This window comes from Wolbachia endosymbiont (group B) of Gerris lacustris (genome assembly GCF_964028355.1).
Taxonomy (GTDB): domain Bacteria; phylum Pseudomonadota; class Alphaproteobacteria; order Rickettsiales; family Anaplasmataceae; genus Wolbachia.
Genome location: NZ_OZ034761.1, coordinates 1 through 14369, shown reverse-complemented (window position 1 = coordinate 14369; position 14369 = coordinate 1). Strand labels below are relative to the sequence as shown.

The 14369-nt window shown below is 33.9% G+C and carries 14 protein-coding genes; 7 read left to right on the top strand and 7 right to left on the bottom strand.

What is annotated here, in order from left to right; translation table 11 throughout:
* Positions 1-45: 45 nt before the first annotated feature.
* Complete coding sequence (locus tag ABWU62_RS00070; protein WP_236607909.1) at positions 46-297, bottom strand: DnaJ domain-containing protein; 252 nt, start codon at positions 295-297, stop codon at positions 46-48.
* 169 nt (positions 298-466) lie between these two features.
* Here ABWU62_RS00070 and ABWU62_RS00065 point away from each other — a divergent pair, with 169 nt between their 5' ends.
* Complete coding sequence (locus ABWU62_RS00065) at positions 467-1039, top strand: NifU family protein (protein ID WP_353288121.1); 573 nt, start codon at positions 467-469, stop codon at positions 1037-1039.
* A complete protein-coding gene (gene hisS / locus ABWU62_RS00060) occupies positions 1036-2259 on the top strand; it encodes a histidine--tRNA ligase (RefSeq protein WP_353287088.1) in 1224 nt (407 codons plus the stop codon). The genes ABWU62_RS00065 and hisS overlap by 4 nt, the downstream gene beginning before the upstream one ends.
* Here hisS and surE read toward each other — a convergent pair.
* Both surE and ABWU62_RS00050 read right to left on the bottom strand, forming a co-directional pair.
* A complete protein-coding gene (surE, locus tag ABWU62_RS00055; protein ID WP_353288120.1) occupies positions 2256-3026 on the bottom strand; it encodes a 5'/3'-nucleotidase SurE in 771 nt (256 codons plus the stop codon). The two genes, hisS and surE, sit on opposite strands and share 4 nt — an antisense overlap.
* A gap of 202 nt (positions 3027-3228) precedes the next feature.
* Entirely contained in the window at positions 3229-4638 is a 1410-nt protein-coding gene (locus ABWU62_RS00050) for a hypothetical protein (protein ID WP_353287087.1), read from the bottom strand.
* A gap of 137 nt (positions 4639-4775) precedes the next feature.
* Here ABWU62_RS00050 and ABWU62_RS00045 point away from each other — a divergent pair, with 137 nt between their 5' ends.
* Entirely contained in the window at positions 4776-6050 is a 1275-nt protein-coding gene (locus ABWU62_RS00045; protein WP_353287086.1) for an APC family permease, read from the top strand.
* A gap of 70 nt (positions 6051-6120) precedes the next feature.
* Positions 6121-7407 (top strand): APC family permease, encoded by a 1287-nt coding sequence (locus ABWU62_RS00040; RefSeq protein ID WP_353287085.1) that lies wholly within the window; start codon positions 6121-6123, stop codon positions 7405-7407.
* Between the two features lie 28 nt (positions 7408-7435).
* Here the strand turns inward: ABWU62_RS00040 and ABWU62_RS00035 are convergent, their stop codons facing one another.
* Positions 7436-7861 carry a hypothetical protein gene (locus ABWU62_RS00035; protein WP_353287084.1) on the bottom strand — a complete coding sequence of 142 codons (426 nt, stop codon included), beginning with the start codon at positions 7859-7861 and terminating at the stop codon, positions 7436-7438.
* 131 nt (positions 7862-7992) lie between these two features.
* Between ABWU62_RS00035 and ABWU62_RS00030 the strand changes: the two genes are divergently transcribed.
* On the top strand, positions 7993-9015 hold the full coding sequence (locus ABWU62_RS00030; protein WP_353287083.1) for an aspartate-semialdehyde dehydrogenase: 1023 nt from the start codon (positions 7993-7995) through the stop codon (positions 9013-9015).
* 1 nt (position 9016) lies between these two features.
* On the opposite strand, the gene ABWU62_RS00025 is transcribed toward ABWU62_RS00030, so the two are convergent.
* A complete protein-coding gene (locus ABWU62_RS00025) occupies positions 9017-10093 on the bottom strand; it encodes a 5-(carboxyamino)imidazole ribonucleotide synthase (protein ID WP_353288119.1) in 1077 nt (358 codons plus the stop codon).
* 89 nt (positions 10094-10182) lie between these two features.
* Between ABWU62_RS00025 and apaG the strand changes: the two genes are divergently transcribed.
* Positions 10183-10584 (top strand): Co2+/Mg2+ efflux protein ApaG, encoded by a 402-nt coding sequence (gene apaG / locus ABWU62_RS00020; protein WP_353288118.1) that lies wholly within the window; start codon positions 10183-10185, stop codon positions 10582-10584.
* A gap of 202 nt (positions 10585-10786) precedes the next feature.
* Here apaG and ABWU62_RS00015 read toward each other — a convergent pair whose 3' ends face one another.
* Positions 10787-12385, bottom strand: a complete 1599-nt coding sequence (locus ABWU62_RS00015; RefSeq protein ID WP_353287082.1) for an ABC transporter permease — start codon at positions 12383-12385, stop codon at positions 10787-10789.
* Positions 12386-12527: 142 nt separating this feature from the next.
* Here ABWU62_RS00015 and ABWU62_RS00010 point away from each other — a divergent pair, with 142 nt between their 5' ends.
* Positions 12528-13373: a rhodanese-related sulfurtransferase gene (locus ABWU62_RS00010; protein ID WP_353287081.1), complete on the top strand. Its 846-nt coding sequence runs from the start codon at positions 12528-12530 to the stop codon at positions 13371-13373.
* Here ABWU62_RS00010 and ABWU62_RS00005 read toward each other — a convergent pair.
* Entirely contained in the window at positions 13370-13771 is a 402-nt protein-coding gene (locus ABWU62_RS00005; RefSeq protein ID WP_353287080.1) for a hypothetical protein, read from the bottom strand. The two genes, ABWU62_RS00010 and ABWU62_RS00005, sit on opposite strands and share 4 nt — an antisense overlap.
* Positions 13772-14369 lie beyond the last annotated feature (598 nt).

Below are 14369 nucleotides of genomic sequence, written 5' to 3'. Positions count from 1 at the left end.
TTAGTATTTACAAGTAAAATTTACAGAGAAAACAATAGTTAAAAATTAGGTCTTTAGCAATCTATCACGTGCTGCGTTTAACTTTTGTGCAAAATATTCCGAGCCTCCCTTGTCTGGATGGACCAGTTTCATTAAATTTTGGTATGCCTTATTGATTTCATTTTGGCTTGCCTCGGAATTCAGCCCCAGTATTTTTAATGCTTCATCTTTGGACATATTATCACCAGTGTAATTTTTGGTGTAACTTTTACTGCTGTTAAATTCGTTCAAAAACTTACTTAATATAGAGTTCATCATAAAACTTATGTTATTTCTCTTTGCCAAAAAGAGAAAAAATACAACAATGCTAGGTAAAACAAACGTGATTATTGTGAATATCAAAAAAAGGAAGAAGATGAATGACATGTATATTTTTTTATCATTTTATGATTAAATAGTAACAATTATAATTGTCATGGTAAATAACATGTTTATCCAGATTGAAGAAACACCAAACCCAAACACGCTGAAATTTCTTCCTGGTTTTGAAATTCTGAGCGAAGGAGAAACAGCTGATTTTTCAAATGCAGATGAAATAAAGAACTCCAAACTAGCAGTAAATCTTTTTCAAATAGAACATGTTGTAAGAGTATTTTTTGGTCATGATTTTATTTCGGTAACAAAATCAGATAGAATGAATTGGGATATAGTAAAGGTGGAAATTTTAACTACAATTATGGATCACTTTACTTCTGGTGGAAAAGCATTTGATAAAGAAGGAGTAAGTGATAATAAAATGCTAGAGGAAGAATTCTTTAATGAAAATGATATAGAAATTGTAAATAGAATAAAAGAATTGATGGAAAGTTATATTAAACCTGCAGTTGCTCAAGATGGTGGTGATATCAAATTTCGTGGCTATAAAGACGGAATAGTTTACGTTGAACTGCAAGGAGCTTGCTCTGGGTGCCCAAGTGCTGCAATTACCTTAAAACAAGGAGTGCAGAATATGCTAAGCTATCACATACCAGAAGTTTCAGGTATACAGACTATGCTATGACTAATCAAACAGTTAGAGGAACAAAAGATCTCCTGTTTGATGAATGGTACAAGTTTAAACACATAGAGCAAACAGCAAGCAGAATCTCAAGTTTATACGGCTTTTTACCTGTTCAAACTCCGATATTTGAATACACAGAAGTCTTTACAAAGACTTTAGGTGATAGCTCAGATATTATCACTAAAGAGATGTATACTTTTATTGATAAAGGGGGAAAGAGCATAACTCTGCGTCCTGAGTTCACTGCAGCTATTGTTAGGTTACTCATTGAAAAAAAACTGCAAACGCCGATAAAATTATTTTCAATAGGGCCTGCATTTCGCTATGAAAGACCGCAAAAGGGAAGACAAAGGCAATTTCATCAGATAAATTTTGAGGTTTTTGGCATAGAAGATCCAAAAGCTGATATTGAATTGATATCACTCGCTCAGCACTTACTAACTGAATTTGGCATCAATAAAAATGTAAAGCTGGAAATCAACTCTCTGGGTGATAGTGAAACAACAAGTAAGTATAGAGAAGCTTTAATATCGTATTTAAAAAAGTTTCAAAATGACCTATCAGAAGATAGTCAAAATAGATTGATTAAAAACCCACTCAGAATATTAGACTCTAAGGATAAGACAGATAAAGAAATAATCTCTGACGCACCAAAAATCAGTGATTATTATACAAAAGAATCTTCATATTTCTTTGACCAGGTGTTAAATGGACTGCAAGCTCTTGGCATACCTTACACTGTAAATAGCAAATTAGTTCGAGGTCTAGACTATTATTGTCACACAGTATTTGAATTTGTCACAGAAGATTTAGGTACACAAGGAGCAGTTTTTGCCGGTGGAAGATACGATAATCTAGTATCTTCAGTAGGTGGAAAACACACTCCAGCAATAGGATTTGCAGGGGGGATTGAGCGTATAATGGAATTAATCAACTATGCTGAAAAAAAAGAGAGGCCTATTTATATAATTCCAATCGGTGGAGAAGCTGAAGAACATGCTCTAACACTTGCAAGTGAATTACGCAGAAATGGTTTATATGTGATTTACGAATATAGTGGAACTCTAAAAAACCGAATGAAAAAAGCAAATCAAGCAAATGCAAAAGTTGTATTAATCTTTGGTGATGAAGAGCTAAGCAGTAAAACTTTAAAAATTAAAAATATGGACACGGGTGAAGAAAAAATGATTGCTCGCGATAAAACCGTAGAAAATATCTAATCAGAAGCAATAGGAGTGTTAGCTATAGAAGAAAATTCCTCTGCACAAGAATTTTTCATAGCATTTAATATATCATAATCTGTAAAATCTAATTTTATCGGTGTAATAGTAATAAAACCTCCTTTTATTTTATCTACACTACCACTGCCTGAGTGTTCCCGAGACCAATGTAAGCTCAAAGAACCATTTAAGTTTTCAGTAAAAGTTAAATCACCATCAATGTTATATTCACCTTGTTCAGCAAATTCGACCCCTTTCACTTTTTCTGTAGCAGGAAAATTTATACTCATCACTATATCTTTAGGCCAACCAACTTTCATTAGCTTGCTGATAACCTTTGGTGCAAAAACTTTTGTATTGTTCCAGTCTATTTTATCATGATAAACTTGGCTCAGCGCAATAGAAGGTATAGATCTTGCAGCACCTTCCATTGCAGCACCGATTGTGCCTGAATAACAAATATCATCGCCGACATTTGATCCAATATTTACTCCAGACAATATTAAGTCTGGTTTTTTATTCATAATCTTATTTAGTGCAATAATGACACAATCTGCGGGAGTACCAGACACACTAAACTCCCTTTCACTATGTTGACTTATTTTAATAAATTGCTTTACTGGATAGTCAAGAGACCTTGCAGCTCCACTCCTATCAGTATCTGGTGCCACTATCCATACTTCCGATGCAAAATTGTGTGCAATTTCTTTAAGTAGTCTTATTCCTTCACTTTCAAAACCATCATCATTTGTTATCAATATTATCATATGTAACACTAACCTATCAAAGTATACTAATGAGGTTTGAAATTTCTTTTCATAACCATAACAAAGAACCTGCTACAAATCAATAAGGAAAAATTGAAGTGTTTCCGGGTTGCCATCGTTTAGTTTGCTGTGAGTTAATTGTAAATACCAATTTTAACTTCACGCCTAACTCACAATCAAAGCTTAGGCAAGTCTCAGAGCTCTAAGCAGCAGAGAATCTTGTATGCCCTGCAAAAAATGCTTTCATCTTTTCAAGATAAGTAGATGGTTTTTCAGGGATTTCTATATTATCTATTACAGCACTTACTGCTTCCTTGATATCCTCATCTGTAATTAGTTCTTTCAATTTCTGCTTTATAGGGCCCCTTCCAACTTCTTGACCATATCTATTATAGTAATCAATATACAATTTATTAAAGACAAATTGCTTTGCCTCTTCCATCAACTTACCCATACTATCTTTTACTTCAAGATCCATATCATTCTCAGAGTAGAAATTGTCAAAATTATCCTTTAAAATCTTCATCTTTTTACTTTTACAATGCTTAAGAAACTCTTCCGTAATGCTCGGCATTCTTTCGTATACTTGAGCATTTACCTCGACTGTAAAGTTGTTTTTTGCTTCAAGACAACTAAGTGAATAAATAATACGATTAAACATTCCAAGATGACATGCACCACTTCCTTCTTGTAAACGCATGAGTAACATGCATTTTAGTAAGTCTACATCTAACTTCTGATTCTTAGCTGCAGCTAAAACTAAGTTTGCAGCTTGTGTTAGCGTTAATCCAGTTCTTGATTCTCTATAAGTTGCTCTATTGGAGCCATTAAAGTTAAGATAAAGGTTTAATTGCTCTTTTTGTGGAGGTGTAAGCTCATCTGAATTATTTATGTGGTCTGCAAACTCTTTATTGAGCATATTTGGTTGATTTCCGAATTTCTGCTTTAAGTCTTGAGCGCATTGGAGAATGCTGTATTCAAAACTACTCGTATGAACACTCTGACTGCCGGTGCCTACATCACTTACATTAAACAAAAAGCTCATTTGCTTTACACTTAAACCCAGAGGCGAGAAGAGCTTTATCAATGGATACTTTATTAACTCAAGAAGTGCTACTGGGATCAATAATATAGTATTAATAAGCACTAAACATATTCTAAGACCCAACGCTCTACTATTTGATAATGTTCTGCTAAGCTCTGATATCTTCGATGAGCAATACAAAAATGGTAATTGGATACAATATATTGAGTATATAGAAAAAAATAAAATCTTATCTTTCAATCCTATTGTCGGGTCATTATATACTTCAGAAAAAATGTTATCATCACTATTTTCATTTTTGAAAGATTGATAGCTACTTGTAATCTTTTCTGTAAAAATAGAACAGAGCTTATGTAGTCCGTAGCATGAAACGCCAACAGCTAAAAAAATTGCAAGTGTTCCAAAAAATGCTAATACTTCACTTGAAGTTTTAGCAAGAAGAAATTCAAAAAGCACACCGAAAAAAATTTCAAGCAAATATTGAGATAAAATTAACGCTGCAATAGCAGAAATAAACAGTAAAATGCCCCCACAAATAATCAAAAAATCTCTTAACCTTGGATTCATGCTACCTCTTAATAATCTATTAATATACTTTTTATTATATGCACAAATTAAAAAAATGCAAATTTTGTAAAGACCAATTGAAATTTCTGAGCTTCAAATATATTGTTAATATATTCAGATAAAAATTAAAAATTGTTGTGTCAAATAAAATAGGCTTTTTAGCTGTACTTGCCTTGGTGATTAGTAGCCAAATCGGCTCTGGAATTTTTATGCTCCCAATTAGCCTTGCACCTTATGGCGCTTATAGCCTCATAAGCTGGGTGATATCAGGATTTGGCGCTATATCTCTTGCTTTGATTTTTGCTTCACTATGTGCAAAATTTCCAGAAACGGGTGGCCCACATATTTATGTGAAACATGCCTTTGGCTCTACAGCAGCTTTTTTTGTTGGCTGGACATATTGGGTAAGCTCGTGGGTTAGCTCAACTGCTGTAACGATTGCAAGCATCGGTTATTTAGCTCCCCTTTTTCATAATGATATACAAGGTATACGTTTGCTTTTAGAAATAATATTAATTTTAGCTATTATGCTAGTAAACTTAAGAGGAGTAACTACTGCTGGCCGTGTTGAACTTCTGCTGACCATCGTCAAAATTATTGCACTTCTTGCAATACCCATAGCAGGGCTATTTTTCTTTGATAGGAATAATTTTATTGTAAGTGAGGAAGTATCAAATTTTACAATATCGCAAACTCTTGCTCGTTCTACACTCCTTACTCTATGGTGTTTTATTGGACTTGAATCAGCAACAGCACCTGTAGGATCGGTTAATAATCCAGCTAAGACAATACCAAGGGCCATTGTGCTCGGAACAATTTGTGTTGCTGTGATATATTTCATCAATAGCCTTTCAATCATGGGGTTAATAAGCGGTCACGACCTAGCAAGTTCAAAAGCACCATATGTTGACGCAGTAAAAATTATGCTTCCAGGTAATTGGCATTTGATCATTTCTGTTATTGCTTTTATTGTCTCTGTAAGTAATTTAAATGCTTGGTTTTTAGCTGATGGACAGGTCACCTTAGGCCTTGCAGAAGATAAATTAATGCCGCAATTTTTTGCCAAAAAAAACAAGTACGATGCTCCTTTTTGGGGAATAATACTCAGTACTTTAGGGGTGTTAATTTTACTTATCCTAACGTCAAACAAAAGTTTTGCTGAGCAAGTAACTTCAATAATTGATATCTCTGTGGTGTCATTTTTGTTTATCTACTTAGCATGTAGCCTTGCTTTTCTCAAAGTTAATATACAAGACAAAAGCTACTGCAAATTTTTAATTGGAGGTGTGGCTGTATCTTTTTGCTGCTGGATAATATACGAGACTTCTATAAAAACATTGTTAATATCAAGTCTATTCCCTTTAAGCGGAACACTTATTTATCTACTTTGGTATCATAAACTAAAAACTTAACTTAAATTTTTTATTTGCTAAAATTCTTAAGCTATACTACTGGCTTACATTAATAGAATTAAGAGGTATTGTGTCAAATAAAATAGGTTTTTGGGCTGTTTTTGCTTTAGTCATTAGTAGTCAGATCGGCTCTGGGGTTTTTATGCTTCCAATTAGCCTTGCTCCATATGGCGCTTATAGCCTTATAAGCTGGATGATATCAGGAGCTGGTGCTGTGTCTCTTGCGCTAGTTTTTGCTACGCTATGTGCAAAGTTTCCAGAAACAGGAGGTCCTCACGTTTATGTGAAACACACTTTTGGTTCTACTGCAGCTTTCTTTGTTGGTTGGACATACTGGGTAATCTCATGGGTTAGTACAACAGCTTTAATAGTTGTGGGTGTTGGCTATCTTACACCATTTTTCCATGAAGATATCAAAAGCATGCGTTTATTTTTAGAGCTGTTGTTATTTACAATCATTACATTAATAAATTTAAGGGGAATAGCTACTGCAGGGCGCGTTGAGTTTCTACTCACGATTGTGAAGGTTGCTGTATTGCTTGCAATACCTGTAGCAGCGTTGTTTTTTTTCGATAGAAACAATTTTATCATAAGTGAAGAAATATTAAGTCTTACAACATCGCAAATTCTTGCCCGCTCTACGCTTCTGACTTTATGGTGTTTTATTGGACTTGAATTGGCAACAGCACCTGCAGGGTCAGTTGATAATCCAGCTAAAACTATACCAAAAGCTGTAGTGCTTGGCACAGTTTGTGTTGCTGTTATATATTTTATCAACAATTTTGCAATTATGGGATTGATCAATGGCAATAATTTAGCAAGTTCAAGAGCACCATATGTTGATGCAATAAAAATTATGTTTTCTGGTAATTGGCATTTAATTATTTCTATAGGTGCATTCATTTTTTGCATTGGCAGTCTAAATGCTTGGGTTTTATCTAGTGGACAAGTTGCTTTTGGTCTTGCAGAAGATAGACTAATGCCAAAATTCTTTGCTAAAAGGAACAAGTATGGCTCTCCTTTTTGGGGAATAACAGTTAGTTCAATTGGAACTGCAGTTTTACTAATTCTCACTTCAAACAACAATTTTGCCCAGCAGATTACGTCGATTATTGACTTTTCTGTAATTTCATTTTTGTTCGTTTATCTTACATGCTGTTTTGCCTTTCTAAAGGTTATTATAAAGGAGAGGAGTTGTTATAAGCTTTTAATTGGTAGCATAGCAACAACCTTTTGTTGTTGGGTGATATTAGAAACCCCTGTAGGTACTCTGCTGATTTCGAGCCTGTTTACTGCAAGTGGCATACCCATTTATTTATTGTGGTACTGCAAAACTTCTGTGCAACAAATTCAGTAGTGAGAGATACACTTTAAATGGTTAATATTTATGGGCCAAGATTTTTTTTCTCTTTATCTACTTGTTCAATATTACCATTCTCAAGTTTGCTACCTACTTCTTCTGTGCGTTTATTATCTATGTAGATCTCATTTTTTGCTTTATTAGAAAGACCTATTTGCGATTGCAGTTTTTTATACTCTTCTTTTTCAGGCGTGAAAATTTTCACTAAAAGTCTTCCTATTATTGGTATTAAACTTAAAAAATCTCTTAATCCAAAAGATTCTTGCTTCTTGTTTGAAAGATGCTGGTCTATCTTAGAAATTTTCACACCATACTTTTTATCATCAAAATTTATCGCTGGCTTGCTTTTTTTCGAAAGAACATTTTGAATCTCTAATCTATTGACTTTTTCAGGCTTTTGAAATTCAGATACTGCAGGTTTAACCTTAGTGTCATCATGTTTTTCACTCATTTCATTCTACCATGCAATATTACTTATAATTATAACTAAATTATGGTTAATTGCAAGGTAAAAATATTAAAGTAATTGTAAATTTTATCAGTAAAAATATAATATAGCTTTAAAATCAGAGGTTTATTTATATGGGATGTAAGATTGCAGTTATTGGAGCAACAGGAAGAGTAGGATATGAGGTATTGACCATGCTTGCTGAGTTTCAAAAAGAGGGAAAATTTTCGATAGATTCTGTTATTGCTTTTGCATCGAAAAAATCAAAGGGAAAAAAGGTGAGTTTTGGTGACAAAGAGTTAACGGTTTTATGCCTTGAGGATTATGACTTCGTTGGAACTAATATAGCCATTTTCTGCGCAGAATCTCATGTTTCTGAGAGATACGTACCAATTGCAACTGAGGCTGGGTGCGTTGTGATAGATAACACTTCCTATTTTAGGATGAAAGAAGGTGTGCCACTAGTTATTCCAGAGATCAACAAAGATAAAATTACGGAATATAAAAACCATAACATAATATCTAATCCAAACTGTACTACAATACAAATGTTGCTGGCATTACATTTATTACACCAAAAAGCAAAAATAAAGAGAATCGTTGCTTCAACTTATCAATCAACTTCTGGTGTAGGTAAAGCAGCAATGGATGAGCTTTACAATCAGACAAAAAAAATCTTTATGAATGAAGCTAAAAAACCTGAAATATTTCCTAAGCAAATAGCATTTAATTGCATTCCTCATATAGGAGAGTTCATGGAAGATGGTTCTACAAAAGAGGAGTGGAAAATGCAAGAGGAGGCAAAAAAAATTTTAGAAGAGGATATAAAAGTAACTGCAACTTGTGTCCGAGTACCTGTTCTTGTTGGTCATGCTATAGCAGTAAATGTAGAATTTGATCAGCATATAACTGAAGAAGAAGCTCGTGAAATGCTCAGTGAAGACGATGGAGTTTTAGTGCAAGATAAGCGCGAAGATGGTGGATATATGACTCAGATTGATGTTGTGCAAGAGGATGCCGTATACATATCGCGTATTAGACAAGACGATACCGTTAAACACGGATTAAATATGTGGATAGTAGCTGATAATCTACGCAAAGGTGCAGCACTAAATATAGTGCAGATCTTGGAGATCTTGATCAAAGAGCATTTATAGCTCAATAAATTAAATCTATATTGACATGTCCCATTTTACGCTTGTCCCTAACCTCTTTTTTCCCATATATGGTTAAACTAGCTTTTTCGTTGCTCAAATATTTGTGAGAATTATATATATCATTACCTATTATATTTTTTGTCATGCAAGGAAAGCGTAATACTACTTCCTGCATAGGTAGCCCGCATATTATCCTAACTAGCTGCTCGAATTGACTAACGTTGCATGCATCCAAGCTCCAGTGGCAAGAATTGTGGGGTCTTGGGGCCAGTTCATTAACTAGTAATTCATGATTTTGAGTGATGAAAAGTTCAATAGCTAGAATTCCTACTACATCAAGCGCAGTTGCTATTTTCTCTGCAGTTTTTTGTACCTCTTGGGCTAATTTATTATCTATTTTAGCTGGTGCTATTGAAGTATTAAGTATTCCGTCAACGTGGTGATTCTCTGCTATAGGAAAAAAAGCTACTTTACCGTTTTTATCTCTTGCAACGACTATTGAAACCTCTTTCAATAAATCAACACTTGCTTCAAGAATGTACTCTTTATTCCAATCGAAGGAAGCAAATTGCTTCAGTTTAGAATCATTTTCAATCACATATTGTCCTTTTCCATCATAACCCATTTCTGTTGTTTTTAGCCTCACTGGATAGCTAAAAGTTTCACTACTTTCTAGTAGCTGATTATAATTTTGTATACTTTTGTAATCAGCAGTTTTTATGCTTAAATCTCTAATAAAATCTTTCTCTCTCAGCCTATTTTGCGAAATGTGTAACGCCTTTTTACCTGGATAAAAATCTGTATGCTGCGACACAATATCAATTGCACTACATGGAATATTTTCAGACTCAATAGTAACTAAATCCACACTCTGTGCAAAAGATTCAAGTGCCTTCTTATCAGAGAAGTTTGCTATTGTTAAATCATCAGCAACAGAACAAGCTGGATCGTCTTTAGCACTAGCAAAAACATGCACTTTTTGTCCAAGTTTTATTGCAGCAATAGCGCTCATTCTACCCAATTGCCCACTTCCTATTATTCCTATCACTTTTTTATCCAGTGGATCTGTTTTGTTCATCATGTAGATTAATATTTCCTAGTTAGAGTACGATAATATGCTTGGAAAATCTATGAAAAAAGTGTATAATTGAAGTGTGTTAAATTTTTATCATGAAATACACACTTATTACTAATTCTGTTGAAGTTACAGTTTTGCCAATTTACATTGAAGAGCAATCCATTCCTTATGAAAATTGTTACGTATGGATGTATAATGTTAAGATAAAAAACAAAAGCTCATCAACCATTCAATTATTAAGTCGCTATTGGCGAATAATAGATCATAAGGGCAAAATAAATGAAATTGCCGGAGTTGGTGTTATTGGAGAACAACCTGTAATAAAATCTGGAGAGGTATTCAAATATACAAGTGGAACATACTTAAATACACCATCAGGAATAATGCAGGGTAAATATGAATTTCTGAACGAAGAGAGCATAAAAACCTTTGATGTTATGGTACCACCCTTTTCCTTAGACAGTCCATACGTTAACACTAGACCTCATTGATCATCAAGATAGTATATTTGTTCAAGTGCATCTGAAACCAATGCTTCTTGTTTTGTCATTTGAGCTTCCGTAATGTCATTGCAGTAGCTGATACTGAGATCCAACTAAGTTGATAAACACGAAAGCACTGACCATTTGCTTCTATAGTTGTCTTTTTTCGTCTATCTTATTTTGTTACTCTGCTGAACAGATGCAAAATAGTTTATTTTTGATTCTTATCATCAAGTGTGAATAAGATTATTGTAGAGGTTAAACCTATAATAACTATCATTAACGAAAATGGGGCAGCTTCTCTGTAACGCTCATCGCTGACAAGTTCATATACTCTAGTTGATATAGTTTCAAAATTAAATGGTCTAATAATTAGTGTTGCCGTGAGTTCTTTTACCGTATCCATAAACACGAGCAGAAATCCCGATAGTATGCTTTTCTTGATAAGGGGAATATGAATATTCAGGCACGTGGAAATAGGCCCATGACCCATAGTATATGCAGTCCATTCAATTTCATTTGGTGTTTTTTTGAGTCCCGACTCTATCGCCTTGAAAGATATAGCAAAAAAACGAAATAAATATGAGTAAACTAATGCGCCAATAGTTCCTACCAAGCTAATTTCTACAATATATTGAGTAATGAAAGAAGATATTCTGCTTAAAAACATTATTATGCTAATTGCAATAATTGCATTTGGAATTGCATATCCAAGAGAAATGAGACGTGCTATATTGCTTATTACCTTATTTTTACGTGCTGTATATCCAATAATTATTGCAATGCTGATCGAGATTAGCGCGGTAATAAATGATAAACTAATACTGTTTGTTATTATATTATAAAATCTTGCTTCGTATATGAAAAAGCCTTTCTCTATGCTCCAATATATGAGCGGAATCATTGGCAAAATAAAACCTATTAATATCGGCAATACACACATAAGATAAGCAAAGATCAATGGTATAGTGCCACTTACACTCCGTTTGTTGTGATAATCTGCATTAGTGTTGATTGAAGAGTAAGATATTTCTCTTTTTTGCAGTTTTTTCTCGATAACTATTAATGTTGCAACGAAAATCAGTTCTGCAACTGCCAAAACAGTAGTTGAATATTTGTCATGCAGTAAAAACCAAGTTCGATATATTCCTGTCGTAAAAGTGTCGATAGCAAGAAACTGTGGTGTGCCGAAATCTGTAATTACTTCCATTAGTACCAAGGATAACCCAGCTATAATTGATGGACGTATGGAGGGTATGATGACAGAAAACAGACTCTGTAATGAGGAGAACCCAAGTGTTGATGCAATAGTGACTGAGTTACTAACGCTCTTTAGACTTGAGCGGACCAACATATAAACGTATGGATATAGACTAAATCCCATTACTAATATTCCACCAGCTAGAGATTTTATTTCAGGAAACCAATATTCACCTTTGCCCAATTGAAAAGTATCTCTTAACAAGCTCTGAATCGGACCTGAAAACTCTAACGTGTTTACATAAACAAACGATACTATATATCCAGGAATTGATATCGGAAAGAATAAAGCAATCTCAAAAATTCTACTTCCGGGAAACGAAAAAAATGTAGTAAGCCAAGCTGGAATTACTCCAAATATAAAGGATATTAACCCTACTCCTACCATCAAAATCAACGTGTTGAGTATATACTCAGGGAAAAGTGCGCTAATTACCCATCCAGAGTTTGCCGATTCTGTAAATAGAATCGATGTTAACGATAGTATAGGGCAGACAAATAGTATACTTACTAAAAACAAGAATATATTTTTAAATACTCTCAGAAACATTAACTTGAATCTATATTTGATATTAAAATGTTATATGCAAAAACTAAAGATATCCAGTAATTAACAGCCGTCCTATTGAATGTCTTCTTGAATATCTTCATAATTTTATATATTATGTTTTAAGTCGATAAACTAATTAATTATGAGTTTCGTCATTGCAACTTTCTATCATTTTGTAAAACTCTCTAATTATTATGACATGAAAGACGAAATAAAAGTTGCATGCGATAACGTTGAATTAAAAGGCACTATACTCCTTGCAGAAGAGGGTATTAATGCAACTGTATCTGGAGAAAGAAACGCAATTGATAAAATATTTGATTTTCTACGTTCTGATGACAGGCTAAAAGGTCTTACGTGGAAAGAGAGTGTGGCAGGATACCAACCGTTTAGTAAGATGAAAGTGAGATTAAAAAGAGAAATTGTGAATCTTGGTGTAAGTAATCTCGATACTTCAGTTAGAGGCCAGTACGTTGATCCAGAGCATTGGGATGATTTTGTCTCTCAATCTGATGTTTTAGTGATAGACACACGAAATGAATACGAAGTAAAACTAGGCAAGTTTAAAAATGCAATCAATCCACACACTCAGCGTTTTCGCGATTTTCCTCAGTGGGCAGAGTCATTTTCTGAGAGTAAAGACTTGAAAGTAGCTATGTACTGCACTGGTGGAATCAGATGTGAGAAATCTACAGCATATATGAAAAGCCTTGGATTTTACGATGTTTACCATCTTAAAGGCGGTATTCTTTCCTATCTTGAAAAAACTGGTAATAAAAGTGGTAATTGGGAAGGCGAGTGTTTTGTTTTTGATGATAGAATTGCTGTTGATCACTCACTTGGCCCAAGTGATAAAATAAAATGCATATTCTGCTCAAGTAAAGTTTCAACTGATGAGCTGAAATCAGTTCCACGTGGACAGGTGGTTTGCTCTGATTGTAAATCTTTAAGTATTGAAAGAAATTCAGAATACAACACGAACCTTTAACAACCCCTTTCTCTTTGCATATTTGTAACCTTAATTTTATCAAGACATTTACCTACGACATAGCCTGCTCCAGCTCCAAGTAACGCACCAACTATAGCAAATGCAATCAATACTACACCAGAAACACCAATAAGAGCTAAAGTTTCTTGCCCTAACCAACATCCTGCAACTAGACCAGCGACTAAACCAATTGCTGCACCTATACACCTAAGTTTCATATTATTACTAATATTTCTACCTTTCCTATATTGTATACTATGATCAGTATCATCATCTTGAAAAGCAAATTCTTTGATATCATCTCTTGTTTTTAAACAATCGATAAGCTCACCTATTGTTTTGCTACGCAAATTGTGTAAATTTATAACGCCATTTTTTATAGATTGTTCAAATGTCATTTTATTTTTCCATACTATTAGAATATGTTTTTACTACACTGAGTATCTTAATAATTGGTAAACTTCCATACAAAAATGAGTAGCTAGTCTGACCACTATAAGTGGGACTAAAGTTCTATAAGATTAAATTCCTGAAAAATGTTAGTAAGAAGAGCTTTTCCAAAAACAATAAAATTAAGAGTTGAAGAAATAGTAAAGGAGCGCCTTACAGTTAACCCAATTGATTTTGGTGAATCGTTGTGTTACAGACTCAAAGGACACAGAAGACTGAGAACTGGCGATTATCGTATCATGTAAATGCTGCAAAATATGAAGTAACCATTGTTTCAATAAAACACAGAAAAGACATTTACGAGTCCGAGGCTCCATACTAATATCCTTCCATTATTAACTTACTGTGACTTTGCCGGTTGATCCACTGCGATTCTTTGCAACATTTATCTCCAGTTAATTATTAGCGTCGGTTTTATAGTAACTGTTTCTGTAGAGTAGTGAAATTATAGGGGTGTAGCCGAAAAATCAGTTATTTTTGAGCTGAGCGAAGCCACTTAGATGAAGAGGAAGGAGAGCTGTATAATATATATTTAATGTTTATAAA

Excerpts from the sequence above, each read along its gene's own strand:
- ABWU62_RS00070 (WP_236607909.1), bottom strand. The coding sequence starts at position 297 with ATGATGAACTCTATATTAAGTAAGTTTTTGAACGAATTTAACAGCAGT.
- ABWU62_RS00065 (WP_353288121.1), top strand. The coding sequence starts at position 467 with ATGTTTATCCAGATTGAAGAAACACCAAACCCAAACACGCTGAAATTT.
- hisS (WP_353287088.1), top strand. The coding sequence starts at position 1,036 with ATGACTAATCAAACAGTTAGAGGAACAAAAGATCTCCTGTTTGATGAA.
- surE (WP_353288120.1), bottom strand. The coding sequence starts at position 3,026 with ATGATAATATTGATAACAAATGATGATGGTTTTGAAAGTGAAGGAATA.
- ABWU62_RS00050 (WP_353287087.1), bottom strand. The coding sequence starts at position 4,638 with ATGAATCCAAGGTTAAGAGATTTTTTGATTATTTGTGGGGGCATTTTA.
- ABWU62_RS00035 (WP_353287084.1), bottom strand. The coding sequence starts at position 7,861 with ATGAGTGAAAAACATGATGACACTAAGGTTAAACCTGCAGTATCTGAA.
- ABWU62_RS00030 (WP_353287083.1), top strand. The coding sequence starts at position 7,993 with ATGGGATGTAAGATTGCAGTTATTGGAGCAACAGGAAGAGTAGGATAT.
- ABWU62_RS00025 (WP_353288119.1), bottom strand. The coding sequence starts at position 10,093 with ATGAACAAAACAGATCCACTGGATAAAAAAGTGATAGGAATAATAGGA.
- ABWU62_RS00015 (WP_353287082.1), bottom strand. The coding sequence starts at position 12,385 with ATGTTTCTGAGAGTATTTAAAAATATATTCTTGTTTTTAGTAAGTATA.
- ABWU62_RS00010 (WP_353287081.1), top strand. The coding sequence starts at position 12,528 with ATGAGTTTCGTCATTGCAACTTTCTATCATTTTGTAAAACTCTCTAAT.
- ABWU62_RS00005 (WP_353287080.1), bottom strand. The coding sequence starts at position 13,771 with ATGACATTTGAACAATCTATAAAAAATGGCGTTATAAATTTACACAAT.